Origin of the sequence: Pseudomonas sp. LRP2-20, assembly GCF_024349685.1 — a bacterium.
Taxonomy (GTDB): Bacteria; Pseudomonadota; Gammaproteobacteria; order Pseudomonadales; family Pseudomonadaceae; genus Aquipseudomonas.
On the sequence record NZ_AP025944.1, the window covers coordinates 5320780 to 5346358 of the forward strand.

At 58.6% G+C, this 25579-nt stretch carries 20 protein-coding genes; 3 read left to right on the top strand and 17 right to left on the bottom strand.

Going from position 1 to position 25579, the window contains the following annotated elements; genetic code table 11:
• Positions 1 to 2: 2 nt before the first annotated feature.
• The 9 genes from pglZ to OCX61_RS23920 form a co-directional block, all read right to left on the bottom strand.
• Positions 3 to 2321, bottom strand: a complete 2319-nt coding sequence (gene pglZ, locus OCX61_RS23880) for a BREX-1 system phosphatase PglZ type B (protein ID WP_261941651.1) — start codon at positions 2319 to 2321, stop codon at positions 3 to 5.
• Between the two features lie 53 nt (positions 2322 to 2374).
• On the bottom strand, positions 2375 to 4162 hold the full coding sequence (locus OCX61_RS23885; protein ID WP_261941652.1) for a DUF262 domain-containing protein: 1788 nt from the start codon (positions 4160 to 4162) through the stop codon (positions 2375 to 2377).
• A 3-nt stretch (positions 4163 to 4165) separates the two neighbouring features.
• Positions 4166 to 7684: an Eco57I restriction-modification methylase domain-containing protein gene (locus OCX61_RS23890; protein ID WP_261941653.1), complete on the bottom strand. Its 3519-nt coding sequence runs from the start codon at positions 7682 to 7684 to the stop codon at positions 4166 to 4168.
• A complete protein-coding gene (gene brxC / locus OCX61_RS23895; protein WP_261941654.1) occupies positions 7684 to 11148 on the bottom strand; it encodes a BREX system P-loop protein BrxC in 3465 nt (1154 codons plus the stop codon). The genes OCX61_RS23890 and brxC overlap by 1 nt, the downstream gene beginning before the upstream one ends.
• A gap of 63 nt (positions 11149 to 11211) precedes the next feature.
• Entirely contained in the window at positions 11212 to 11757 is a 546-nt protein-coding gene (locus OCX61_RS23900; protein ID WP_161892242.1) for a BREX protein BrxB domain-containing protein, read from the bottom strand.
• Positions 11750 to 12529, bottom strand: coding sequence for a DUF1819 family protein (locus tag OCX61_RS23905; RefSeq protein WP_261941655.1), 780 nt, complete (start codon positions 12527 to 12529; stop codon positions 11750 to 11752). Before OCX61_RS23905 ends, OCX61_RS23900 begins: the two co-directional genes overlap by 8 nt.
• Positions 12526 to 13422 (bottom strand): helix-turn-helix transcriptional regulator, encoded by an 897-nt coding sequence (locus OCX61_RS23910; protein WP_261941656.1) that lies wholly within the window; start codon positions 13420 to 13422, stop codon positions 12526 to 12528. Before OCX61_RS23910 ends, OCX61_RS23905 begins: the two co-directional genes overlap by 4 nt.
• Positions 13423 to 13566: 144 nt before the next feature.
• Entirely contained in the window at positions 13567 to 14547 is a 981-nt protein-coding gene (locus tag OCX61_RS23915) for a YagK/YfjJ domain-containing protein (protein WP_261941657.1), read from the bottom strand.
• 364 nt (positions 14548 to 14911) lie between these two features.
• Entirely contained in the window at positions 14912 to 15106 is a 195-nt protein-coding gene (locus tag OCX61_RS23920) for a helix-turn-helix transcriptional regulator (protein WP_196184090.1), read from the bottom strand.
• A 748-nt stretch (positions 15107 to 15854) separates the two neighbouring features.
• Between OCX61_RS23920 and OCX61_RS23925 the strand changes: the two genes are divergently transcribed.
• The 3 genes from OCX61_RS23925 to OCX61_RS23935 all read left to right on the top strand — a co-directional run bounded on the left by OCX61_RS23925 (position 15855) and on the right by OCX61_RS23935 (position 17196).
• A complete protein-coding gene (locus OCX61_RS23925) occupies positions 15855 to 16100 on the top strand; it encodes a hypothetical protein (RefSeq protein ID WP_172828381.1) in 246 nt (81 codons plus the stop codon).
• A gap of 521 nt (positions 16101 to 16621) precedes the next feature.
• Positions 16622 to 16864, top strand: coding sequence for a hypothetical protein (locus OCX61_RS23930; protein WP_152955912.1), 243 nt, complete (start codon positions 16622 to 16624; stop codon positions 16862 to 16864).
• A 62-nt stretch (positions 16865 to 16926) separates the two neighbouring features.
• Entirely contained in the window at positions 16927 to 17196 is a 270-nt protein-coding gene (locus OCX61_RS23935) for a DUF3077 domain-containing protein (protein WP_261941658.1), read from the top strand.
• A 64-nt stretch (positions 17197 to 17260) separates the two neighbouring features.
• On the opposite strand, the gene OCX61_RS23940 is transcribed toward OCX61_RS23935, so the two are convergent.
• From OCX61_RS23940 to OCX61_RS23975, 8 genes are all read right to left on the bottom strand, one after another.
• A complete protein-coding gene (locus OCX61_RS23940) occupies positions 17261 to 18124 on the bottom strand; it encodes an AraC family transcriptional regulator (protein WP_410011090.1) in 864 nt (287 codons plus the stop codon).
• Between the two features lie 157 nt (positions 18125 to 18281).
• Positions 18282 to 20231 carry a PAS domain-containing hybrid sensor histidine kinase/response regulator gene (locus tag OCX61_RS23945; RefSeq protein WP_261941659.1) on the bottom strand — a complete coding sequence of 650 codons (1950 nt, stop codon included), beginning with the start codon at positions 20229 to 20231 and terminating at the stop codon, positions 18282 to 18284.
• Positions 20221 to 21084 (bottom strand): sensor histidine kinase, encoded by an 864-nt coding sequence (locus OCX61_RS23950; RefSeq protein ID WP_261941660.1) that lies wholly within the window; start codon positions 21082 to 21084, stop codon positions 20221 to 20223. The genes OCX61_RS23945 and OCX61_RS23950 overlap by 11 nt, the downstream gene beginning before the upstream one ends.
• Positions 21077 to 22087 (bottom strand): ATP-binding protein, encoded by a 1011-nt coding sequence (locus tag OCX61_RS23955; protein ID WP_261941661.1) that lies wholly within the window; start codon positions 22085 to 22087, stop codon positions 21077 to 21079. Before OCX61_RS23955 ends, OCX61_RS23950 begins: the two co-directional genes overlap by 8 nt.
• The gene (locus OCX61_RS23960; RefSeq protein WP_261941662.1) at positions 22084 to 22488 is read right to left on the bottom strand and encodes an anti-sigma regulatory factor; all 405 of its coding nucleotides are present in this window, start codon (positions 22486 to 22488) and stop codon (positions 22084 to 22086) included. The genes OCX61_RS23955 and OCX61_RS23960 overlap by 4 nt, the downstream gene beginning before the upstream one ends.
• A complete protein-coding gene (locus OCX61_RS23965; RefSeq protein WP_261941663.1) occupies positions 22485 to 22847 on the bottom strand; it encodes an STAS domain-containing protein in 363 nt (120 codons plus the stop codon). The genes OCX61_RS23960 and OCX61_RS23965 overlap by 4 nt, the downstream gene beginning before the upstream one ends.
• A 3-nt stretch (positions 22848 to 22850) precedes the next feature.
• Positions 22851 to 23702, bottom strand: coding sequence for an STAS domain-containing protein (locus OCX61_RS23970; RefSeq protein WP_261941664.1), 852 nt, complete (start codon positions 23700 to 23702; stop codon positions 22851 to 22853).
• Positions 23703 to 23822: 120 nt separating this feature from the next.
• Entirely contained in the window at positions 23823 to 25349 is a 1527-nt protein-coding gene (locus OCX61_RS23975) for an MFS transporter (protein WP_261941665.1), read from the bottom strand.
• Between the last annotated feature and the right edge of the window lie 230 nt (positions 25350 to 25579).

Here is a 25579-nt window from a genome sequence, read left to right on the forward strand (position 1 = left end):
ACTTATTCGTCTCCTACCAATGTCGGCTTCTTCGCTAGCACATTGCCTTGATCATCCAGCAGCACCAACACCGCAGAGCTGCCCTCATACTGGTCATCCACCATTAGGCTGCACTTGCATTCTTTGAGTGGCTTGCGTTTGCTGATTTCCGAATCCGGATCCCCCGGATGCGTTCTCAGCACCGCCAATATGCCGTCTGCTTGGGTTTCAGCCTGTACCTTGCAGGTCAGTCCCAACCAGCGAATATCCGACAGGGTCGCGGTAACTGCAGATACCGATACAGCGGGTTGTGCGCTACGAACTTCAATGACCGGGGTTAGACACTCCTGCAGACTTAAACCACCATGATCATAGTGCTGACCGGCCTTGAAGCTACAGACGCCTGGCGCTACAGCGATGCTAACAGCGCTATTCCAATACCAACCCACCTGCTGATAACCCGTTTCAACAGAGTCCTTGATGACCGCACAGCGGCCCCAGCGAGTCTCTGTCAGATGCTTGGGCAAATCGACTTTCGACATCGGTCTGGGCGTCAGGACCCAGCCATGGTCGGTGACAATCCGAATCTTCCGCCAGCCGGCCGCAATCAGCTCCTCAGCCCGCTCCACAACCTCATCAAGCAGGATGTCGATTCGCGCGGCAAGTTTCAGCCCTTTTACGTGGCCTTCCTTATCGATATCACCACTCTGCAGCCAGGCATTCGAAGATGGGTCGCCTGACTCCCCTTCTTCCAGGTATTGCCAGCCCTTTTCCTGCAGTAGCTTGCGCAGATAGTGGGCCGAAAAGTCTTTATCATCATCCAACAGACTTGGTTCAAAGTCTCGATCAGTCAAACGACCGGTCAAGCGATCATGCACTGGCGTGACCGCGGCCTTGGCAGTCGCGGTAACCGAAGGCAGCGCCGCCCAGTTAGAAGCGAGCTGAATATCGCCCAAACCTTGTAGTTTGCCAGCTAGGCGCTGAGCCGTATCGAAGCGCAAGCCATCTACAAAGAAAACCGCCTCTCCCGCTACGGCATAGTCAGCAGTAGCTTCATTGACCTGATCAGACCCCGGGTAGCCCTTGCTGCGAACCAGGTTCTGGAAATTGGATGTAATTCCATCTAGCCACGGGGTATAAATCAAATCCAGGATGCCTTGGACCAATCCCTGCTGCATTGAAGACAGCGGATAAGCCAACGCCCGTAGGGCATGATCATCCGCCCGCCAATAGTGGTCTTTGTATTGACTTGCCATTTCCTCTGGGGCAGCACCTGAGAAGGTGGTTGAAGTGGCTTTCGCGATCTCACCTAGATGCTGTAGCACCCCAGCTAAGGGGGACATATCAAGCGAGAACCAAACCCACTCACGGCGGTCAGCATGCCGAGCCTCAAGCTGCCCAATGGCCAAGCGCACTTTGGCTGGCTCCTGCTGAAGTAGCCCGCTTAAATCCCGCTCAAGCTGTTGTTCTTCACTGGCATTGATCGACGGGTAGCTGTCACCGCTAGCAGCGAGATCGGCCTGAACCTTCAAGAGCAACTGCGGTAACTGGGGATAATGGGCACAAGACTCTACAAAACGCTGCCAGACAGAATCCCAAACGCCCTGGCGTTGGCACAGCAACTCCGCAGCGGTGAGTTCGCCATCCTGCTCCGGATGAAAGTGGTATTCCGTATCGCAAATACCGACCAACGCCTGCCAACGAGCAAGCTCCCAGCGCTCACGGCTGGCTTGGCTGTCATTCATCCAGCTAAGCAAATCTCGAACCGGGTCGCTGCTGACAAGCTTGTTGAAGTCCGCTGCCTCCAGACGGCGATTACTCAACTCATCGCGTTCGCTTTCAAGAATCTCGGGCAGCACACGCAGCATGACCTGTTGGCTTTTTTCATCCTTAGCCACATCCAGCCCAGCGCCGCCGTTGCTAGATATCAGGAAGGCATTCACCGTCCAATCCCGACCGGAATTGCTGTAGATCCACCAGCAACCACGGTACTGCAACTCAGCCAGCGGCTTGAGCGCCTCCGGGCACGTAGCTATAGCGCGTAAATCTCGCCGCTCATGGCCTGGCAAATAGACAATGGGTGTACGGTCGGCGGGCAGTTCAATGCCAGGTAAGACATCCTCTACCACACATTTGATCCAGATAGCCGGTCCGGTTTTACGTTCAGGCGCATAGTCACCCAGCACAATCAGCTCGGGCATGGCAGCCTGAAGCAAGGGCAAGGCTGGCTCCCACTGGCGCAGCTTATCGGTCCAAAGAATGACGTTGGGTGCGGCTTGAACGTTAGAGTTGTAGGCAGCGCTGGCACGGACTTCGTTGGCCAACAGGTCAATCAGTTTCATAGTAGTCCTTGGCGGTTGGCTTCGTACCAGTCAAAACAAGGTTGAATACATAATCACAAAACCGACAGAGGATACGTCTTCAGCAACTCTTGCACCAAAAGATCCGTTCGTACCTTGAGCTTATCCACGGTCCAACTGGTTTCGTTGGCCAACGCCTGGTTCAAGTACAGACCATTGTTGTAGCCAACCTTCCGCCCCTGGCTATCCACGCGGTTCTGCTTCTCGGCAAAGCTCTTGTTGCCAAGCGCACTGTTGTAGCCAGAGATGGTCAGGTTGCCCAGAGAATGGGCATAGGTCTGACGGTACTGCTCAGCAAGGGCGGAGTCACCGCTGGCCATCATCTGCACCCAGGTATCAGGGATGTTCTCCCCCTGCGGGAAGATGTGCTCGATGGTCCAGACGTATTGCTTGCCTTTCAAGGCCCAGAGATCAACCTGCGTCTCGCGGGTCATACGGTTTTCTTCCAGCGCGCAAAGTACAAAGCGGCAAACGGCTTTGTTGTCCTCGTAGATTGGTCCCTTGAGGCTCTTCTCAAACTGCTCATCGCTTGCGCTTTCGGCGGTCAGACGATGTTTGATTTGACTGACAACAGCATCCCCTCTCAACGCCATGATTGCCTCAGCCACATCCATGAAGATGCGTGTCAGATCTCGGGTAGGTGGGAGGTCGGTGGTATTGCGGCGCACAAAGAAGGCAATCAAGTAGTGAACAACCTGCTCTAGCTGAGAATGATCAAGCGCCAAAGCCTCCCGGTACTCAAACAGCACCATCAACAACAGATAAGCCGCCGCACCTTGGATACGGTCCAGCGACAGTAGCAGGCGGGACAACTTCGGCTGATCCGATACGGCACAGTAGCCAACAATCTGCGCGTAATGGATCGAGAGCCGAATCATCGCCTGCAGAAAGTTCTCAGCATCATGGGCGATCAGCTTCTCATAAACCTGCATCAGATTCGACTTGGTCGCCACCGGCACCGAGACAATAGTTTTCAGCTCCGGCTTGAACGCGTTGTAGTACTGCCGGAAAAAACGCTCCTGCACCGCGTAGTCATCACCCAGAGCATCGATGACCTTCTTCCAGCGGTTATATTGTTTGTCGATAGAGCCAGGATCCTTGGACTCCAATACCGCCAGCAGCTTGTTCTTGATCAGATCAATGGCCGTTAGCGGTACGCCACGATTGTTCAGCGACTCAAACAAAGTATAGGCATCGGAATGCCCTGCTACCTCGATCTTGACCAAGTTGGCGGTGTTCACTTTTTCAAGCAGAGCTTGCAGGCTAGCTACCGGATCATTAAGCCCTACCAGATACTGCTCAATGCGCCACAGAAAGTGCCGGTAGGCTTTCAGCACGCGGCGGTTACCTGCATTCGGCACCAGCTCCACATCCTCCAAAATCCCAGCCCTGTTGAGCACCGCGAAGTAATCCTGCTGGTTGTTGTTCTGTACCTGGGGAATCATCCGGGCCTGATCTGGCTTTTTCTTCAGCACCAGTTTGTGCTTAAGGTTGTAAAGCTCGATCTGTTGTTCCATGCCCAGATTGGGTTGCGCCTTGTAGCTTTCGTAAATCGCAGCCAGCAGCAATGACAACGTCGTCATACGCTGCTGGCCATCCACGAGCTCCAGGCTTTGCACCGACAAAGCATCCTGCGACTGGTTGATGCAGATGATCGAGCCGAGGAAGTAATTAGCCTCGTTATCCAGCAGGTCGTCAAACAGTGCATCCCACTGGGCGCGGGTCCAGGTGTACTCGCGCTGGTAGCGTGGGATGGCATAGATCACCCCACTTTCAATATCGAGCAAGGTGGAGACGGGGTAGTTGTGGACGGATTTGATCATCAGCTAGTTCCTTGCCGCCCGCTTGTCCGCCAAGCTCAGGTGATGATCATTGATCCGCGCACCTTCGCTTTCGTCGTACTGCAGACCGAGCGTGAACCAGGGAGCGGATTCGACGTCTTTACCTCGGTCCTTGGCCCACTTGATGTTAGGAGCCCAACGTAGGATACCGGAGCCTTTTTTGCCGACGTCGCGGGCGTAGATGAACGGGCGAATATTGAAGCGCACGCCGTCGTTGAGGTCGGGAGTCCAACCGATAGGTTGCTCGGCCAGGGGCTTCCAGCGGACGAAGATATCGTAAGGCTTTTCACCTTCCAGGATGGCTTCCAGCTGTTTCTTCAAGACCTCAGCGGCAGCGAGGCGCTCTTGGGCGCCGTCTTCGCCATTGACCAGACCTGCTTGCTGAGTACGGATCCAGTCACCCAGGTAGACGTAAATCAGGCGCTCAAGGATAGCCTTGTCGAGCCTGTGGTAATTGACCAGCACGCTGAAGCCGTCTTTGAGGCCATCCCAGAGATGCCAGATAAAGGGCCGGTGCTGGAACAGTTTGCAGTGCTGCTCGAAGAACTTGTCGCGCAGCCACAGGCTGAGGGACTTGCTGCCGACGGTTTCCAGCAGACGGTTTTTTAGCGGCGTAGTCCAAGCCTCGCCATAGGCGGCTTGCAGCAGGGCATCCAGGCGCTTATCGGCAGCCTTTTCACCGCGCACTGGCGGCAGGCAGACAATGCCGTCGTCATCGACAAACCCTGCCAGCTCCGCACAGCGATCCACCCACGCCCTCTGCTCGGCGGCCAGTTCCATTTCAGCGTCTAATTCAGCTGGCCACTGATAACCTAACAAACGCGCCACCGCCACTTGCAGCACGGTGTCATCAACGCGCAGTTCGCCATGGGCGGTCCATTTGCTGTCTTCGTCCCAAATCACCGAACCACAAGGATGACCGTGGAAGATCCATTGGGTGGGGTCGTTCGTGTAGGGTTGGGGCAGACCATTGGGGTATTGCTCTTCGGCAACCTTTGTCCAGTACTCCAAGTCAAAGGGGACTTTAACGAGCGTGGCGTTAGTAACGTTTAGTTTTTGATCAATTCGCCGGACGGCCTCGGTGTAAGTAGGAGAAGCGCAGAAGCACCTAATAGCAAGTAGGTGTGATCCGTCTTTTGGGACTATCACTGCAACGTTTTGATGAAAGCGCTCCTTGGCGTAGGTGTACGGGTATAATTGCCTCATCCGATGGATAGCCACACCTTCTTTGCCAATAGCTTTAAGCCCCTTTGTAGGATAAGCAGTAGGCAAAGACAGTAATAATCCATTTCCTTGTTCCCACCGAACCAACCAGGTCATCCCTGCGTCAGGCTTTAACTCAGTAGGGGTTCCTTGCATAAGTTCCCAGATAGCCCGATCAATATCCGACTGTTCCCAGAAGGCGCATACAAACATCGGATCATCACTAGTCTGAAGTCCTACCAAGCCATCCGCATATTGGCTAAGCAGCGAGATGTCTCTAGCTTCATCAAACGACAACCGCGCATCAGGATTTTCAAGCTGCTTGGCCTGCAGCATGGATTTCATTTCATCTAGCTGGAGCTGAGCTGCCTTTTCTTGCGCAGAGTGTTGCTCGGACACATCCACTCCACGAATCCAGTTGCCCGGCTCGCCACTGCGCAGCAGATCCGCCGACTGCCCCACTCCATTGCCACGACTCAGAGTAATCAGCGCAACGAATGCGCCTGCAGCGGCTGAGGACTCAAACGCTCCTTCACCCATACGGGCAATCAAATGCCAGCTGTCATTCTGCAACAGCTTCTCGCGGAACTTGCGGTAGCTGGTAAGGAATAGCCAGTTTTGCGGGAGCACAATACTAGCGGTGCCACCCTGCACACAGAACTCCAGGCAACGGTCGAGAAATACCGTGGCCAGATCGTTCTTACCTGCGGGGTAATAGCTTTCGCAGTAGTTCTTGAGGGTGTCGTGCTGCTTGCCCCGCGCCAGGTAAGGCACGTTGGTGATTACCCAGGTGTATTGGCCAGCCAGTAGCTCAGCGGCTTTGACTAGGCCTTGAGCAACAATGCCGGCTTCCAGGCGATTATTCAGGGTAAGGGTTTCGCCATCGGCCTGACCTTGCTGATTGGCCTGGTCCTGAGTCAGAGCCTCGCCCAGCAGTTGCTGCAACTCACTCCACTGGGCAATTTGGGCAGCCTTGCTGCGGCGTGGGTTGATCAGGCTGCCAAGGACTGGGGCATCCTTGAAGGTCTGGTACATCCAGTCCAGCGCAATGGTCAGGTTCTGTTTGCCCGCCTTGCGACTCAGCTCTTTCCATTCGTCGCGGGCGGCGGCGATGGACAGGCCACTGCAGGCTAGGTGCAACTCTGGCAGGCTGCGGTAACCGCCAGCATCCGGGAAGCGCCAGGCTTCCAGCGCCACGGCAAAGGCGGCCAGTTCGACGCAACGCTGATCCAGCTCTAGGCCGTGCAGGTTTTCACTGAGTACTTTATCGATCGCTTGCTGAGCAGTCAGCTGCTCGGCCTGCATGCGCATGGGCACCAGCATCAGGAAGGCAGCCACCAGGAAGTGGCCTGAGCCACAGCAGGGGTCGAGCGCTTTCAGTTCACTGAGCCGTTTTGGCCAGGCGTCAAAGGTGCCGGAGGCCGGCTGCCACTGCTGAGCCCTTTCCTCTTTGACAAAACGCAGGTAGCTCAGCGGCATACCGGGGATGGCAACTTTTTCACGCAGTTCCTGTTCGCTTTGCGCGGTTTGCCAGTCATCCGCCGTGAGGTGCTGGCCAGCCCACCAGGCACCCAGGCTATTATCCAGCAGGAAGCTGACCATATAGGGTTCGGTAAACAGCTGGGTGACCGGTGACAACTCGTCGGCGCCGATCTTGACCTCCGACTTGTTGACCTCGTCCTTGCGCTTGCTTTGCCAGAATTGATAGACCCAGCCCAGGCTGTCCTGTGCCTTGAAGATCTCTACCGCCAAACCAATGACCAGCCTTTCCAGCTCGCGCTGATGCTCAGGGGCAAACTCCAGCTCGAACACCGGCGAATCAACGCGGAAGATCTGCGGCAGCATTTTTGAGGCAAGTACGCCGGCCAGCTCCCAACCACTTTGGCAACGACGCTCCAGCTCATCACGCAGGCTGTCAGGGTCTTGTACCAGTTCGGAGCAGTCATCCAAGGTCAGCGACCAATGCTCGTCGTACATCAGCAGCTGGTTCTGCTCCAAAAAACGAGTAAATAACATGCGGTGCCAATGCTCGTAGGCCACCTCGGTGATCAGCTTGTTGATGCTTTGCTTGTCATTGTCCTGCTTGATATCGCCGAGCTGGCGGCCATGGGCACGCAGCCGGGTACGCAGGCGGCGCTGCTCATCGTTCAGGTAATCCGCAGGTTTGGCATCCGCCACGCTCAGGCGCGTAAGCGCCTGGGCAGCCGCCTGTTCAGCAATATCACGCGCCTTGATGACGGTGGCTTCCAGCGCCCGGCGCAGGGCTTTGTCGAGGGGCTGGCGGTGTTGGGCTTGGGTCATTAGAAAGTCACCGGTCCGTCATTGAGCTTGCTGAGAATTTGTAGCTTGACCGCGGCCAGCCAAGCATCCACATCGGCCTCACTTTCAAAGGTTTGGCGCGGCAGGTTGATGCGTTGCAGCTTGGGCTGCAGCAGTTCGGCGGCCTCCAGGCGGGCGCTGTCGAACTTGCTGGCCAGGGAGTCGGTACGGTCCGTCCACTGTTCCAGGCTGACCTCCCCGAGGCTGTCGAGAATGGCCTCGGCATCGTTCAACGTGGGTTGTTCCAAGGTCAGCAGCTTGCGTTTTTCCAGGATGGCGCGCTGCTGCTCATCGCTCAGCTTTTGCCAGTGGCTATCGGCTTGCAGCTGGGCCAGGCAGCTGGCATGCCGCTCCAGATAGGCCTGCACGTGGAACTGAACGGCATCGCGCAGTTTGCTCACCAGTTGCTTAATCAGTGCGCTGGTCGGATTGGGCTCATCCAGTAGCGAGCGCTGCTGAATGATGGCATCCGCTTCAGTCTGAATCGTCGCGTGGAAGGCCAAGCCACGGCTGACCTCCAGCAGGCTGCTCAGCAGTGTCCAATCACCCCGACGGGCTTCAATCAGCTTGGCGGTTTCGCTCCACTCCTTGATCGCTTGCTTGATCGCCTCCTGCTCATCCAGCGCCTGCTTTAGCTGGGCATTGCCGGACTGACGCGCCAGCTCGTCAAAGACCTTGGTATCCGGTGCTACCGGGAGGGGCGCAGCGCCACCCGCGCGCTTGGCCAGCTCTCTGCCCTTTTCGGCCAACAGAGCGAGCTTGCTCGCCTCCTCGCCCCGCTGACAGTCAATGCCGCAGGTTTTGAGAAGGCTAAGGATCTTGATCATTTCCGCCACGCGAATGGTGATGCTTTCCGGGCGGAAGCTGGCCTGGGTGATCTGCTTGCGTTCAAGGGTGCTGGCGGTGACCGGGCTATTGCGGTTGTCGGTGGCAATCAGGATGCCACTGGCGAGCAGCACATAGAGCGCGCCGTCGATGGCATCCTGCGGCCAGCCATAGGGCGCGGCGAGGAAGTACTCACGGATCTCGCTGCCCTTTTTCGATACGCCGATAAAGCGCTTGATGGCGGCGCAGACGGGATGCTTCTCGGCATCGTCCTTGTAGCCCAGCACTTCCAGGGCGTTCTGCCCACCGTCCTTGCTGGCCCGTTCAAAGACCTTACCCCAGGCCGGGTGGTCGGCTTGATCGAACTCACGGTACAGGCGCACCAGGGAGGCCTTGGCGGCCGTATCCACCCGCTCGCTGATGCTGTTGCCATCCACCTCGTTACCGCCGGCTTGCAAGACCTGCACACCGTCGAAGATTTCGCTCAACAGGGTTTGCACCTGCTTATGCGCCTCACGCTGGCGCGTTTGCATGGCGCTATACGCATCTTTACCGGCATCGGTCCCTGGCAAGCCACGATTATCGATGGTGGCCTGAGCGGCGTGCTCAGCGATGATGGCGTTGGTCAGCTCGGAACGATTACGCGCCGGCACATAAATGAAGATGGTCGGCTCGCTGGGGTTTCGGCTGCGGGCTTCGCTGGTGAAGCTTTTTTCATCCAAGGCCCAACCGTCCTGAACCCAGGCGTAGATTTTCTCGCTGGCGTCTTTGGGCAGTTCGGGCTCAAAGCAGGCAATAACCTGGCGCGGCTCGTTGCACTTGCCCTGGATCAGACGCACCTTGGCAATCTGGCTGCGCAGCTCCTTGTGCAGCAGATCCACCCGGATGTTTTCCACGCGCTGCAGGTTGCCACGCAAGTCGGCCTCTTGCTGGCGCAGGGTGTCGTACCACTGGGCACTTTCCTGGGTTTGCAGGCGATACTCCGTACCGCTGCTGGTTTGCATCGCCATGACCAGCCCGTCGTCGGCCAGCTCTTGCAGCAGCTTGGGCACCTGGCTGCGGATGATCTCTTTGCCTTGGTTGAGATCATCAATCAGCAGGTCACCCAGCATCTCGGCGGTGGCACGCACGCCGCAGTCGGCCGTCGGGTCGGTGGGCAGTTTGCCGATCAACAGCACCAAGGCCAGGATGCGGGACTTGAGCTTGTCGTCAGCAGTGCCGGCTGACAGGCGACCGATAGTTTCCGCGATTTCTTTGGAGATCACCCCGGTTTGCAGCAGGTTGACCGAAATCTGGTTGTAGATAAAGTCGGCGGCTACCACATGACCAATAGGTTGATCCGCAGTGGCCTGCGCGGCTTCATGGATGACTTTGAGCTGATTACGCAGCTGCGAAGCGGTACCGGTGGTATCGACAATGCGCAGGACCTTTTCCCAGAAGCGCCGGCGAACGGGCAGCAGCGGGTAGTCGGCGAGCATGATCTTTTCGTCGTCGCGGTGATGCTCAATCTTGGTCCCACGCAGCTGGCGGGAAATCTCCCCCAGGTGGGACTGCATGACCTGCTCCAGCTGCGGACGGGCTGAGGCCTTCTTGCGCAGGATGACCTTGCGAATCACGGATTCAACATCGGTATCCGACAGCTGCACAGGAATCTGGAAACGGCCAAGCAGACGCTGCAGGTTGGCCATACCTGACAGTGCGCTCTGGCCGGTAGAGACGAACAGCATCTTGCTCTTGAACTTGGAGCTCTTGCAGCAGGTTTCGACGACCTCCTGCACCTGATGGGCTTTTTCCGAATCAGAGCCTACGTACTGCTGCACCTCATCGAGCACAACCAGTGTCAGCGGGAACTGGTCATCCTTAGCTAAGGCGTCGTAGATGGCATCGACCATCTGTTGGTTGGTCACATCCTGCACATTGGGATACTGCTCGCGCAGCAGCTGGCGCACCTGTTTGACGTCATCACCCAGGGTGCTATCGATGGCTAGCAAGGCACGGGCGATACTGCTGGAGACGTAAAGGTCTTCCAACTCGTCTTCCCAATTGTCCCCTGCCTCTTCGACATGCGCTTTGACCTGATCAAAGATGCCCTGCTTTTGCAGCCTGAGCACAAAGCGCGCCTGGTGGTATTGCTCCGGCAGGCCGGCGGACTTGAAGACGATATTAAGCAGGGCCAGACGCACATTGTTGTTAGCGCCGGCGCCCAGGGTACCGGAGGCTGCATGCACACCGCCGTAGCGCGTGGCCTGGATGCTCAGCTCTTTGAAGTAGTCTTTGATTTCCTGCGGGAGCTCGGCAATGTCGCGCGCAGCAACGTCGTCGCTGAACTTTTGGTTGGTCCAGAGGGCGCGAAGCATTTTGGCGAGGTGCGATTTACCGGAACCGAAGAAGCCGGAAATCCAGACACCCGGCTGCTCATGGCCGTCACCCAGGTTCCGCAGATAGGCAGAGAGGATCTTGTCGAGACCCGCCTGGTACTCGCCATCACAGACAAATGTCTGCAGCTCGTAGCGCAGCGTTTTCAGGGCCTGCTGGGATTGGTCGTCTTTGACCTCGGCGACACCGTTGTTTTCCAGACGGTTCTGTTGCGGGTCAAGATCGTAAATCTCGCGGTTCAACATCCTGAGCGTACTCCCTGTGCGCATATGCGCGATTCAATTCGAAGCGGCAGCTGCTGCCGGTATTCAGTTGTCAGCGGTAATGGCCGTTGCCTGGTAGCCCCAGCCATCACGGGCATCCAGCAGGCGATAGGTGTTGTTGACGTATTCCCCAGGGAACAGCACCAGCAAACGCCCCGGCACATGCTCGGCCAGTTGCTTGACGAAATCGGAGACCGAGGCGAACCCGAACAGGGTGCCGCAGCCAACCAGGGCGACCAAGGTGTTGCTGTCGGCCTGGTTCTGGATTCGTTCTGCCAGTGCTACGACGGACTGGCGAGCAAAGGTTTTGTACTTCGAGGTGAGCGAGTCGGGGTCCTCGAAATAATCCTCGCGGTACTTTTGCTGCGCCATCCACTCTGGAAACAGGCGCGTAATATCCAGCTCCAGCCAGGGGTGGCCGGCACTTTCAGTAGCCAGGCGAAATTCTTCGATGCGGGCACGCAGCTTGAGCTCATCCTCCTTGTGGTAGACGGCAAAGAGCACCCGCTGCTCATTGGCCAAGCCGCTGATCCACGGCAGGCTAATGTGGTTGCTGTAGCTTTTCAGCAAACGGTTCAGGCGGTTACTCATGCAACCAAGCCTCCTCTTCCTTGGTCAGGTGGTCGGGGAAGGTGACTTCCACAACTTCGCTGGAATGTTTGAAATTCAGCAGGCCGCTGTGATTGGCCTGACGAGCCAGCTCCAGTAGGCGCTCCTGACGGCAGCCGAGCAATTTGGTCCACTCGGTATTGAACAGGCGGTTACCTGTTGCACCCTGCAGGTAGCCCATAAACAGCGCAAAGGCGACGTTCACCGGGCGGATGTCAGGCTCGGTGCGACGCTTTTTGCTTCGGCCTTGCAAGTAGCCGGCATCGGTCCACGTGCCGTTGACGTTCTGCGCCAAAGACTTGAGTGTTGCCGGGCTGTAGCGGTCGGGGAACTGTTCCTCAAAGGCCTGTTCCATTTCCTCGCGCGGCAACAACTGCCCAAGCACAAGCGACAAAACCTTTTCTTGCGACAGCCTAAGCAGTGGGTCCCGAGCCAAGGCTATTTGGCAGGTCAGCAAGGCGCGTGCGCTCGCGTCACTCTCCCACAAGCGGCGAAAGGCTCGGAATAGCACGACGTTTTTGTCCATCGTGTATAGATCAACCAGGTGACGCCAGGTCAGCTTACGGGCCTTTTCTGTCGGTTTATGCAGTACATTGAAGAGCTCGATGTCTTCCTGATACTGCGCCGTACTCGCCTCAGCTTCGCGGCCTTGGAACAACTCGGTGAGCTCAGCCAGCATCATGGTGCGCGCGGCATGCGCACCATTGCGGCCAAACTTGAAGCCAAATTTCTGCTGTGTCGCGTTACTGGTCATCGACAGTCGGTCTCTGAGGTAAATCCTGGAGCAATGGAGAGGTTGGCCTGCAGCGCAACGCTCTTAGGCTCGCGCAGAGCCAACTGATACTCGCCCGGGTTTAAGCCGGCACTCACGCTGCAATCCACTCCCCAACGCCGCAGCAGATAACCCGCTGTAGCGGCCCGCACCTGCACTCGAATGGGTTGCCCAGGCGTCAGCCCATAGTCCAGCTCGATGGCGTGGATATGCGGAGCATTGGGGTGGGGAATCAGCTCCAGTACAACCTCATGATTCCACTCTTTATCCCGCTCCCAAGACTCGGCTGCGGTTTCTACATCGCCATCCAGCTCATGGACCTGGGTGATACGGGTTAATACGAAGTCACGAAACTGAGCATGAGTTCTGCAGTAGGCACGGACATGCCAGCGCAGGCCGGTGTTAACCAGGCTATGCGGCACGATTTCTCGGCTGGATTCGCCACTACTGACCGATACATAACCAATAGCCAAGGCCTTGCCGGCGTAAATGGCACGAGACACCGAAGCCAGAGTCTCAAGATCAGGCTGATTGAGCGTCGGTGCGGCATCAACCATGATCGTTTGAGCACAAGCTTCGAACCCCACGCCCTGCCCCAAGGTCAGGGCCTGAAGGGTGTGCTCGCGGTCATAGGCGAAAAGCGGCCGGAACTCCGGAGTGCTTCGATAGACCTTCTCGCGATGGTCGTAGTCGAGATTGTCCGGTGCCAGGTGGCGATACAGTGTGAAATCACGGGTGGCATTAGACAGCGCGATTCCAAAGCGCCTCACTAAGTCTTGCCGAGTCACCTGGCCACGAAAACGCGCCAGAAAGTCGATCTGCCACAGCCGCTCTCGCTGGTTGGGCGAAGCATTTTCAAGTGCGATATTGGGCATGCGAGGGAGGCTTTTTCCGTTCAGCTCAGATGTCATACTAAAAATGATGATAACCAAACGAAATAGATCAAACCAGCGCTAATTACATGTCTGGGCCCAGGCAGTACTAGACATCTGTAGGACCTCGGAGATTAATCGCGCTCACTACGGGGTGGACTGATGACTACCCCGGGGGGCCCTTCTTGCCTGCCCTTTACGCAAGCAGCGAGCACCTGCCGGTTTCAGCCGCAGATGCTGATTGTTTTTGACCAGATAGCGCATGGCGTAATGCACCTTACTCCGCGCGCTTAGATCCCACCGATGGATCAGCCCAACCCCTAGCCTGCCTCGGTATTTATCTTTATCAAGGTTGCAGTTGTTGAAGTAGCCCCGACCACGGGTGATGTGCTCCCACAGCCCACCGATCCGCTTTGCCCTGTAGACATCGGCACTCACCTCAGAGCCGTTGAAGAAGAAGGCAGCATGGATGTGATACCCACGCTCCTCACCTTGCTCAACGGTGCAAATATAGCCAGTTTCACCCTCAAAAATCGGGTTGCGTTCACGCTCAGCAATCAGCTGACTCAGATCGTCGAATACTCGCTCCACCCGCAATCTCGTCTGAGCCTCCGCACGGTAATACAGGTCGACCCTGACCACACATGTACGGGCGTAGCGATCAAGCACGGCATCTACGTAACGACCAATCTCGATCTCTTGCTGAATGGCCAGGTAGCGCTGATCATGCTCCCGACGCTTGAATCTCTTCTTGGCAAGGAAAGTACGGATACACTTGGTCAGCTCATCCAGTGTCTCGCTGGCACTCAGATAGCGAGTTTCATCTTCGCTTAAGCAGGTAATTCCATATGGACTGAGCTCAATTCCAATGACCTGGCAGGCTTGCTGAAAAATCCCCAACTGCCAGCTGTACTGATAATCCACATCTCCCTCGAACAGCGTGATCATCTGCTCGACCCCACCGTAGTACTTGGACAGTTTGGTATCACGGACCTGTTCATCTCCATACTTCGAATATGTCTTTCGGAAGGCTTTGTTGTCTGTACGCTGAATAGCACTGATGAGGCGCTCAATTCGGATGGCGGTATCAGACTGAGACTGCAGAATGTTGATGCTTAGTTTTGCCATGATTGTGTACCTGTAGGTGATTCCCATACTAAGTACGAAATGTGTATTTCTTTACCTATGCGCTACTCATAGACCGGAAGGTACTGCTCAGCTCACAGCCACCCCTATTGAATAGTTAGTAATTGATAGGCGAAATCTTTATAGCTATTTATAGCTATATAACTAGATCCCGATCCAATCACCTGTAGCAATCCCAGCCTGGTCTGACAATAGGGTGCTACATAACCGAACCAGCCGTGATATTCACAGAAAGCGCATGTTGAGAGAGTTAACTGAGAATGCCTTCTTCCTAACGGCATAAGCGCAGTGACTGGCTGTAGCCAGTCACTGCGCCCAGGGCTCCTTCAGCTAGCCACGCTCGTGGCTAAGCACCGTTAGCTAAGTCGCGCTCCTCTATCCTTGCCAGGATCCAATCGTGCACTTCGCTATCAACCCAGCCGACACAGCGGTCGCCTAGTGACAACGGTCTGGGGAAATTGCCTTCCGCCATGTATTTGTAGATGGTCGACCGGGCCAAACCGGTCGAATCGATGACTTCTTTCAGACGAATGATCCTCATGAGCGGTCTCCTGTAATTGGCTCAGAAGATCTGCAGAAATGGTAAAAAAAAACGATGAAACCTCAGACCCGACCTATCGAGCGGAATGACTATGGACCACAGCGAAATCGCCCCTCCCGCTGGAGTAAATGCTCTCAAACTCGACGCCTAATCCAAGCGCAGCTCTGAACTGCTATCAGGACAACGCGGCAGCCAGCAGCGGACCATTCAGTCATATTCAGGATCTCTTGCGGCTTGCAAAGGAAGACGACTGATTGGGATCAAGCGATTTTCTTGAAAAATCAGATAACAATTGGCATGCCCGCAATGCCTAAAAAATAGTCAATTCGGATGCAAATTATCTCTAAAATGGATGGAAACACCCAAGCCCGCATGACCTTTCGCCACATTAAAACACGCTTCATTACGCAGTAACGTAACGCCATAAAGAAGCCAAAAAAACCAAAATTCGTTACGGCGTAACGCAACCAAGTTCCACTACAAGTGTTGTAACTAGGTAGCACAACTCGGTAACCTATCGCAGTTAACTATTAGGTAACCTTGTATGCGCGATAATCGGGCTGGTAGTAATGAAAGTACCGAGCTAGAGGAGCTGTTCCAGTCTTGGCTTGGCCTTCTCGATGAAAAGAAGGCTCGATGGGCAGTCGATTACCTGAGGGGGAAGGGGTTTATCGATAGCCAGCTCAGACTCGCCTCCCCGCGAGAGGTAATAATTGAGTGGAGCAGAGGGCGACGATATAGCCCTTCCATGGAACTGCTTATCAAAAATATGAAAGCAGCATGGCGGCAGAAGCAGTACAGGGATGGCTTAGCGGAGAGAAAGGCGTATAGCTTCACGCTCGACGTGCGTGTGAAGCAGCAGCTTGACCGCCTCGCTCGAAATCAAGGGAAAACAATTTCAGAAACCTTGGAAGGGTTGATAAAAAAAGCGCAGCTCAAGGCTGAAAAAGCTGAGGCAAAGGAACGCATCAAAAATCCCGGGCGTGACTGGTAAGACATTCGAGCAGTGCTCAGGCACTGCTCGCCCCCTTAAGCTCAATTTCAGCTGCCAGGTATTCCAAATGGTATTCCAAGGGAATTTCAAACCAATATTTTTTATTATTTTTCAACATGATAAGCTATCAATTCAGATTACCCGGCACCAAAAAAGAAGACGCCCTTGGGCGTCTTTTTTTGTGTCTGAAATAATCCGAACTCTGCCATAAAGGCGTTACAGATTGTTTCGAAATGCAGCGAATAATCAGATTTGCCCCCTTTCTTGTAGGCCATTTCCAAAAGATACTCTCTGCCCCAGTTTTCCGTTGCCGTCCGTTTTTTTGGGTTCTAGTCTCGGTGGGTCGTTGCACATCAACGGCATGACTTTGACAGGTCGCAACGGTAAACAACAAAACGGTTCGTCGTTATGGCGGCTGTGCGTGCGCCGGAACTTGTTGTTTCCGCCGGTCTGTCAACCCGCGTACAGCTGCCACCCTCTGTTTGACAGCAGAAGGCGACGGCCCTGAAATGGAAGCAATCATGTTGAAGATAGTCCCCGATCCACCCCACCTCCTCCACTCCCTGGAAGACACGCTGATGATGGCCGCCGACTACGCGTTATGCGCCGAAGCCGTCGCCCAGCAAGCAATGCTGATGCAGCCAAAGTCACCTGTGTCGCTGCTGATCATGACGTCAATGCACGAGCTCGATAGCTTGCGCAGATTGCTCGAAACGGCGCTGGCCCAGATCCAGAAGCCCGCCGATCCGCAGACACTGCACTGATCCGCATCATGATCCGCCTGGCCTGCCAGGCCAGGCAACTATGACCTCAGGGAGATCAAACTATGCCCACCGAAGAAAACAGATTCACCGTCGGCCAAACCACCTTCTTCCAAGGTGAAAACCAGACCCACCCACTGTTTCGCATTGAAGCCGGCATCCCTTGCCGGGCCGCCCGCGAACAGGCCTCGGAACTGATGGGCTACGCTCGCGACCTTTCCATCGACGGGCTGATGGAGGACAAACCTCAGTTGCTCTGGGCCTCGCACTACCTCTGCGCCCTGGCCAAAGCCCTGCTGGATGACGCCGAACTCGGCATGATGAAGCAGCCATGACCTCAGCCCACTCCAGCAGCCATCTATGGGAGCGGCCTTGTGCAGCGTTTGACGGCGCCCCGCGCTACCGCAGCGGGATATAGATATCCGTCTGCCACTCGTCCAGCGGCGTCTCAGGAAAGACGCTCAGATAGTGAAAGAACAGCGGGTGGTCACGGAGTTCTTCGTTGCTGCCGGGCAGCCAGTCGCGATAGATCGGATAGATGCTCTCGCCGATGTGATCAGGCGAGCCGATGTGGCGCACGACCACGCAACGGCCACCGGGAATGATCAGCTCGCGGACGCCGTAGTCGTTCGGTGCCACTGTCCCGTCGATCTCGCCGCAGAGATCAAAGCGAAATTCTTCTGCCGGCGTTGTGTCGGGGTTGCCATAGGGAATGCCGAAGGTGCGGCTCGCGCCTACCGGTGACTGCCCGCTGCCCATGCGCCACTGGATGAACTGGCGCACGCTCGCGTCGAGCTGCGCGGGAGAGCCGCTGTGTTCAAGGGCGGCGACCCGCACTTCGGCGAAATCGACGATACGTACCTGCATGGTAATGCTCCTGGAAAAGTGGGGAACAGTGAAAACCGCATGCCAGGTCTGCCAGTTCGGCTGCCGTCTGAAGGCGCTGGGCGTCATGCCGAAGTCCCTTCGAAACGCCCGGCTGAATGCCTCGGGGCTGTCGAAGCCGGCTTCGAGCGAGGCGTCCAACACCGAGCATTGCGAAGCGGACGCCAAACGATGCGCTGCGCGCCGTAAGCGCATCAGCTGCACATAACGTGCAACCGGCACCCCCACATAGGCGGTGAACTGCCGATGGAAGTGAAACGCCGAAAAATGCGCCACCTCGCTCAGTGTGTTCACCGAGAGGTCACCCTCAAGATGGCCATCGATGTAAGCAAGCACGGCATCGAAGCGTTTGGCGTAGACAGTCGGAATATCGGGCACCGGGCGCAAGCTCCTGGTTATGCGGTCAGCGACAGGATCACCCAATGCGGTGAAGGCGTGCCTAGCAGGACTTGCTCAGTTTACGCCTGTGGCAGACCGTACCCCCTGATGTCGTGGCGGCCGTTGATGGGGGTATGCGTACGCCGGAACTGAGGCTTTAGCCTCGCCCTGCTGCCATCGCCAACCTGACTTTCTCCAACAACTCACCCAAGCGGAATGGCTTCACCAGCATATCCATCCCTACCCCCAGAAACGCCTGCCGGTCCAGCGCCTCATCGGCATACCCGGTCATGAACAAAACTGGCAACCCGGGCCTGAAGGTCCTGGCCATGTCCGCCAACTCGCGCCCACTCAAGGTCGGCAAGCCCACATCGGTCAACAGCAAATCCGGCCCCGGCTCTTGCCGCAACTGTTCAAGCGCTTCATCAATGGTCGATGCCAATGTGCAGCGGTACCCCGCGTCGGCCAGCGCTTCGGCCACCGACAAGCGCACCGAAGCCATGTCCTCGACAATCAGCACACGCTCACCATTGCCCTGGGCATCTTCTGCTGCCTGACGGTGCGGGGCCACAGCGCAGTCACCCGTCGCGGGCAACATCAGGGTTACGTCGGTCCCCTCGCCCAGCACACTGTGCAACGCCACGTGACCACCCGACTGGCGGGCAAAACCGTAGATGGTCGACAGCCCCAGGCCCGTGCCCTGCCCCACCGGCTTGGTGGTGAAGAACGGGTCGAACACCTTGTCCAGTAGCGCCGCGTCGATCCCACAGCCATCGTCACGCACCGTCACCGAGACATAAGGCCCGTCACGCAGGTTTGGGTCGCCCTGGACCCGCGCCGTGCAGGTGGTGACCCAGATATGCCCGCCCTTGGGCAAGGCATCGCGGGCATTGATCACCAGGTTGAGCACGGCGCTTTCCAGCTGCACCGGGTCCACCAGCGCAATGGCTGACTGCTCGGACAGATCCAGATTGAGGGTGATGCGTTCGCCAATGGTCCGCGTCAACAGTACCTCCAGCGAGCGGATGTGCTGGTTGACATCCACCGGCCGAGTATCCAGCGGTTGCTGACGGGCGAAGGCAAGCAAGCGGTGAGTCAGCACGGCAGCGCTGCTGGCGGAACCCAGCGCGGCCTCGATGTACTTGGGGACATTTTCCGTTCGGCCTTCGGTGACACGCTTGCGAATCAGCTCAAGGCTGGTGATCACACCGGTCAGCAGGTTGTTGAAGTCGTGGGCGATGCCCCCGGTGAGGCTGCCCAAGGCATCCATCTTCTGCAGTTGCAACAGCTGGGCTTCGGTGCGGGCATGTTCCGCCACCTCCTTGGCCAGCTGTGTGGTGGCATCGTCCAGCCGGGCCAGGTGAAAGCGCTCGCGATGACGATGCTCGGTCACATCCTCGACAAAGACCAGGCACAGACCGGGGGTACGGTAAGGCGACAGCTGCCACTCGGTGTCGCGGGGCTGGCCGTGCACCAGCATGCCCAACTGGCCCTTCCAGCGCTCGCCCGAGTCGATGTGCTGGCGCAGCGCGCACAGCGCGGCGTCCTGCTGGCTGGCAAAGCATTCGCGCAGGTATTCGGGGTGGCGATTGTCCTGCACCAGCTGGACAAAAGCATTGTTGCACTCATGCACCTTGAGCTCGGCATCGAGCACCGCGATAGGCGCCGACACGCTGCGGAAAATCTCCTGAAAGCGCGCCTCGCTCTCGCGCAGCGCCCGTTCGCTGTCGCGCACGCGCAGCAGGGTGCGCAGGGTGGCCAGCAAGACATCCGGGTCCACCGGGTGAATCAGGTAAGCATCGGCGCCGGCGTTCAGGCCGGTGATGATGTCGCCGCTCTGGATCGACGCCGCCGACACGTGGATCACCGGCAGCAAGGCGGTGCGGGCATCCTCGCGCAGCTGGCGGACAATGTCGAAACCGCTCATGTCGGGCAGGTTGACGTCGAGGATGAGCGCATCCACCCGCTGCTCTCGGATCAGCGCCAGCCCTTCACCGCCGGTACCGGCCTCGAGCACCTCATAGCCATGTACACCCAGGCGCCGACGCAAGGCGTAGCGGGTGGCCGCGTTGTCGTCGACGATCAGCAGGCGCACATCAGGTTTCATCGGGGTTCTCCTGGGCCAGGGCCAGCGGGATGATCACGAAGAAGCAGGAGCCAATTCCTGGTTCGCTGGTCACGCCCACTTCACCGCCCAGCAGCGTGGCAAAGCGCTTGCACAGCGAAAGGCCCAGGCCGGTGCCGCGCAGGCGCTTCTGCAGCGGCGAGTCGACCTGGGCGAAATCCTCGAACAAGGTGTTCAACAGCCCGGACGGGATGCCGATGCCGGTGTCGCTGACGGCGAAGCAGATCTTGTCTTCGCCCTGTAGTCGGGCAGATACCCGCACCTCCCCGCGAGAGGTGAACTTCACGGCGTTGGAGATGAAGTTGCGCAGGATTTGCGCGAGCTTCTTGTCATCGGTGTACAGCCTTGGCAAGCCGACCGGTTCTTCGAAGATAAGGTCTACCGCGCTGGCGTCGACAATCGGCCGGAACATGCCACGCAGGGCCGCGAACAGGTCGAGCATGTCGAACCAGGCCGGCGAGATGGTGATGCGCCCGGCCTCGATCTTGGCCAGGTCGAGCAGGTCGTCGACCATGTCCGACAGCTCGCGGGTAGCGGTGCTGACGAACGCGACCTGACGGTGCTGCTCTTCCGACAAGGGGCCATCCAGTTCGTCGGCCAGCAGGCTGGTGATGCTCAGGATCGAGCCCAGCGGTGTGCGGAACTCGTGGCTCATGTAGGACAGGAAGCGGCTTTTCAGGTCCGATGCCTGGCGCAGTTGTTCGGCCTGGATATCCAGCTCGGCATACAACGCCAGCACGCCCTGGTTGGTTTCGTCGAGTTCAGCGCGCAGCGCTTGGTTTTCGGCGAGCAGGCGGGCGACCAGTGCCGCCTGCTCGGTCAGGGGTTCAGCCATGGGTGGGCTCCAGGTCGACGACCAGCACCGTCACATCATCCCGCCCACGGCAGAAATCACGGTGCAGCACGGTCGCGATCACGGCCGGGTGGCGATGCACCAGGCCAGGGTAGTCTTGAAGGTTCCAGCGCGATTGCAGGCCGTCGCTGTACAGAATGAGCAGGTTGCCATTCACCTGAGCGTAGTCGAAGGCTTGCGCCTTGCGGTACTGGCCGCCGACGATGCCCGGCAGCGAGGCCAGGCCACGCATCTGGGTGCCTTGGATCAGGCTGGCGCCGATATTGCCGATGCCGCTGAAAGTCAGGCGGTTCTTGCTGGCATCATGCTGGGCGATCGCCACGGCGCCACCGCGGGTGCCGACCATCGCCTGATGCAGGCGACCGACCAGCAGCAGCGGGTCGATGAATACATCGGCGGCAAAGGCCGCAGCGCCTGCCTGCGCGGCTGTTTCGGCGTCTGGCCCGTGGCCCAGGCCATCGACCAGCAACGCGCTGAGGCGGTTGCCGTCGATCGCTACGTGCCAGGTGTCGCCACAGGCCGGGTCGTCATGCAAGGCGTGATGGCTCACGCCGATTCGCACGTCGAGGGCTGCGGCCTGGCGCCGGTACAAGCGCGCCATGATCACCGAACCACGCGCATCGGTGTGCACGTCGAACACCTGGGCCAGGCGTGCTATGGCACCAAGGCCGATGCCTTGGGTGCCGCCGGTGGAATAACCGTCGGCCAGGCAGAGCGCGGTATCAAAGCCCTGCGCGCGGTCAACCGCCAGCAGTTCGATACCGCAGTCGTGGGCGCCGGGCACCGCGCGCAAGTGCAGTTCGCCGCGCTGCGCATGCTTGAGCACGTTGCTGCTGAGCTCGGTGGCGAGCAGCGCCACGCGGCCGGCGTCCTCGCTATCGAAACCTTGCTGCTCGGCCAGTTTCTGCGCCACGCGTCGGGCGTGACCGACCTGACTGCTGTCTTCGAGTGGCAGCACCAGCGTACGGCTGGCGTGGATGTTCATGCCCATCGTGTAATCGTCACCCGTGTGCCCTCGCCGGGAGCGGTATCCAGTTCGAACTCATCGACCAGGCGCCGGGCACCGGTCAATCCGAGGCCGAGACCGTTGCCGGAGGTCCAGCCGTCGGTCAGCGCCAGGTTGATATCGGGGATGCCGGGGCCTTCATCGCGGAACACCAGGCGCAAACCGGTGCGCCCTCCCTCTTCCAGAACCTGCCAGTCCATATCACCACCACCGCCGTACACCACGGTGTTGCGGGCCAGTTCGCTCACGGCGGTGACCAGCTTGGTCAGGTCGACCAGGCGCATACCGCACTCACCGGCCAGCTTGCGGGCCAGCTGGCGGGCCAGCACCACATCCTGCTCGATACGCACCGGCAGGCTGCCACTGTCTTGGGCACTCATGCGCGCCTCACTGTCTGGCGAAGCCGTTGCATGCCACGCTCGACGTTCAGCGCAGTACTCACGCCCGGCAAGGTGAGGCCCAGCTCGACCAGGGTGATGGCCACGGCCGGCTGCATGCCCACCAACATCACTTGGGCATCCATCAGCCGCGACAGGCTGGCGATGTCGGCGATCATCCGACCGATGAACGAGTCGACCATGTCGAGTGCAGAAATATCCAGCAACAGGCCACGGGCCGAGGTGCTGCTGATGCGGTCGGTAAGGTCGTCCTGCAGGCGCATGGCCAGCTCGTCATGCATGTCGACCTGGATGGTCACCAGCAGGAATTCACCCATTTGCAGGATTGGTATGCGGTCCATGGCCTATACCCGCTCGGCCAGGCTCACACCCAGGCGCGACAGGGCCAGCTTCAAGGCGTCGGCAAGGTTGGCCTTGGTGGTCAGCGTGCCCAGGTCGAGCCCCAGATGCACAATGGTCTGGGCGATCTGTGGGCGCACGCCACTGATGATGCAATCGGCGCCCATCAGGCGGATCGCGGTGACCGTCTTGAGCAGGTGCTGGGCCACCAGGGTGTCGACGGTCGGCACACCGGTGATGTCGATGATGGCGATTTCCGAGCCCGTGTCGACGATGCGTTGCAGCAGCGATTCCATCACGGTCTGGCTGCGTTGCGAGTCCAAGGTACCGATCAACGGCAATGCCAGCACCCCGTCCCACAGCTTCACCACCGGCGTGGACAGCTCCAGCAGCTCTTCCTGCTGGCGCTTGATCACCGCTTCGCGCGTCTTTTGGTAGGTGCGGATGGTGTGCATGCCCAGGTTGTCGAGCAGTTCGGAGATGACCCATAGCTGCTCGGACAGGCGTGCGGGTTCGTTGCTGTAATGGGCCTGCAGCAAGCCGAACAGCGGGCCCTTGAGGGCGAAGATGAAATACACCGTCTGGTGCGAGTCATGCCCCAGCTGGGCCCGGCTGGCAGAGAGTTTTTCCAGGAACCGGCGGATTTCGTCCCACCCTGCTGCGCCAACGTTGTTGCCACTGTCTGTTTGCAGGCCGTCGGTCAACAGCTGGAGGAACTCGCGGGTTTCCTGGCTGAGCGTCTGTTCCTTGATGTTGCGCGTGGCGCCGCTGGTTTCCAGGCTTGAAATCCATTCATTGAGCAATTGTGCCTGATTGGTCTTGATCGCTTCCAACGTGCTGCCGTGCAGTGCTGCCATGTGCCTTTCGCTCCTGTGCGTTAAGGCCGGTATCCCCATGTCATCGCCGGCCTGCAGAAAGTGACATCCGCGCTTTCAAATAGTTGTGGGGCACAGGAAAGATAGTTCCAATAAGCCACCTTAGCGCGCGGTTTGCAGCGCGGGGCGGGGCAACGGGCGGCTCAATAGCGCGCCGACCACCACGGCGAATAGCAGTGCTGCGCAGCCAGCACACAGCAGCATCGCCTGGAACCCGCCCATGAAGGCCTGCAGGACGAGTGGTGCGATAACTTGGCGAAGGCCCGGTTCGACCCCTGCCAGTGCTGCTGGCATATCACCTGCGGCGACGCGTGTGGCCATGGCGGCGACATTGCCCAGCTGCTCGGGCGCCACCTGCTGCAGCGCTTGTCGCAACAATTGCTCGCCACGGGTGGCCAGTACACCACCGAAAATGCCGATGGCGAGCACAATGGCGCCAAACCGGGTGGTGGTGCTCAGCCCGGAAGCCATCCCCGTACGCTCCCGCGGCACACAAGCCATGATGTTCTTCTGCGTATCCCCATTCAGCAGCCCGGCCCCCGCCCCCAACACCAGGCTGGCCAAGGCAAACGCCACATACCCCCCGACACCCACAGCCCAGGCACACAGCAGATTCCCCACCCCCACCAACACCAGCCCCAGGGCAAACACCTGAGCCGGGCTCAACCACACAGCCAAGCGCATCCCCCAGCGCGGCGCCAGCAACATCGCCACGGCAAACGGCAGCATCCCCGCCCCTGCCGCCAGCGCCGACAGCTGCAGCCCGTTCTGCAGATACAACGGCAACAACGTCATCATCACTTGCGCACAGGCGGCATACGCGAACATCCCCAGCAAGGCCCCGATGAAGCGCCCGCTGCGCATCAGTTGCAGGTCGATCATCGGCCGTTCCTGGCTGCGTTCGACCATGATGAACAGCCCCATCAGGAACGCGCTGATCAGCAGGCGCCCGAGCGTATCGACGCTGGTCCAGCCCACCTGATTGGCCTCGATCATCGCCCAGATCAGGCAGCCCAGGCTGCCGGCGAAGGTCAGGCTGCCCATCGGGTCGAGCCTTGCGGCAGCGCTGTCGCGAGACTCTTCGATACTGCGCAGCACCATCAGCGCCAGCACCGCCACCAGCGGCAGGTTGATGTAAAAGATCCAGCGCCAGCCGAGGGTGCTGGCGATCACGCCGCCGAGCAATGGCGCGAAGGTGATGGTCGCGCCCATGCAGGCGCCCCAGAACGCCCAGGCACGCAGGCGCTCCTGCGGTTCGTGGAAGCGGTGGCCGATGGCGGCCAGGGCTGAGGTCAGCAGCATTGCCGCGCCCACGCCTTTGGCTGCCCGGGCCAGGTCGAGGAATAGCAGGCTGGGGGCGGCACCGCAGGCGAGCGAAGCAACGCCGAACACGGCCAGGCCGATCAGCAGCATGCGCTGGCGGCCGAAGCGGTCGGCCAGGCTGCCGGCGGGCAGCAGGCAGGCGGCGAAGGCCAGCAGGTAGGCGCTGACCACCCATTCGATATCGGCAAACGAGCCGGAGAGGTCGCGGGCGATGCTGGGCAGGCTGACGGCGACGATGTTGGTGTCGAGGATGATCAGGGCACAGACCAGGGAGGCGGTGAGCAGGGTGAAGCGTGCAGAAGGCATGGATAGGCTCCGGGGGCGAGCGGGTTGGTTGGCCTGTGAGATCGCCGGGGCTGCTTTGCAGCCCATCGCAGGCAAGCCAGCTCCCACAGGTACAGTGCAGGCTCCAAGGGCGGCGCTGTACCTGTGGGAGCCGCGCTTGCCGGCGATGGACCGCGCAGCGGTCCCCTGCATGTTGGACTCACCTTAATGCCTTCGGCCCCGAAGCTTGTTAGCCTCAAAGGACCGCTTCA